Source organism: Methylobacterium sp. CCH5-D2 (genome assembly GCF_001556475.1).
Lineage (GTDB): Bacteria > Pseudomonadota > Alphaproteobacteria > Rhizobiales > Beijerinckiaceae > Methylobacterium > Methylobacterium hispanicum.
Window position 1 is genome coordinate 1 of the sequence record NZ_LSIX01000910.1, and the last position, 640, is coordinate 640.

At 73.9% G+C, this 640-nt stretch carries 1 protein-coding gene and 1 pseudogene; both read left to right on the forward strand.

The window, feature by feature from the left end; all coding sequences use genetic code 11:
- Positions 1-151, forward strand: a pseudogene (locus AX737_RS36345) (glutamate--cysteine ligase); the annotation flags it as partial.
- A 133-nt stretch (positions 152-284) separates the two neighbouring features.
- Positions 285-640: hypothetical protein (locus AX737_RS24605; RefSeq protein WP_066925893.1), on the forward strand; the 356-nt coding region annotated here is incomplete at its 3' end.

Here is a 640-nt window from a genome sequence, read left to right on the forward strand (position 1 = left end):
GGACGCGTCGGGCCGGGACGAGACGATCTACCTGCAGCCGCTGGAGGCCATCGTGGCGGCCGGGCGCTCGCGCGCGGAGGACCGGCTCGCCGCCTACGAGGGCGCGTGGCAGCGCTCGGTGGAGCCGGCCTTCGAGGCCTGCATCTTCTGAAGCGCCCGAGCGGGTCCCGGCACGGACCCGTGTGCGGCCGCGCACTTTCGTGGGCCTGCGACCGTACGGACTGGAACGAGAGGGGCGGTCCCGCCGTTTTCCGGGACCTTCCCATGCTCAGGAGATCGCGATCATGTCGCGCTTCATGACTCTCGCCCTGGCCGGCGTCACGGCACTCGGGACCTCGATCGGTGCCGTGCAGACCGCGCAGGCGGCCCCGCTTCCTGCCCTGTCGGGCAACCAGGTGGGCGGCGCCAACGCCACGGTCGACAATGTCGGCTGGCGCGGCGGCTACTACGGCCGCGGCTACGGCTGGCGCGGCGGGTACGGCGGCTACGGCTACCGGGGCTACGGCTATCGCCGTAATGTCGGCGGCGCCCTCGCGGCCGGCGCGGCCCTCGGCCTGATCGGCGGCGCCATCGCGGCGAGCGCGGCCCCGCGCTACGGCTACTATGGCGGCTACGGCGGCGGCTACGGTTACGGCTACCC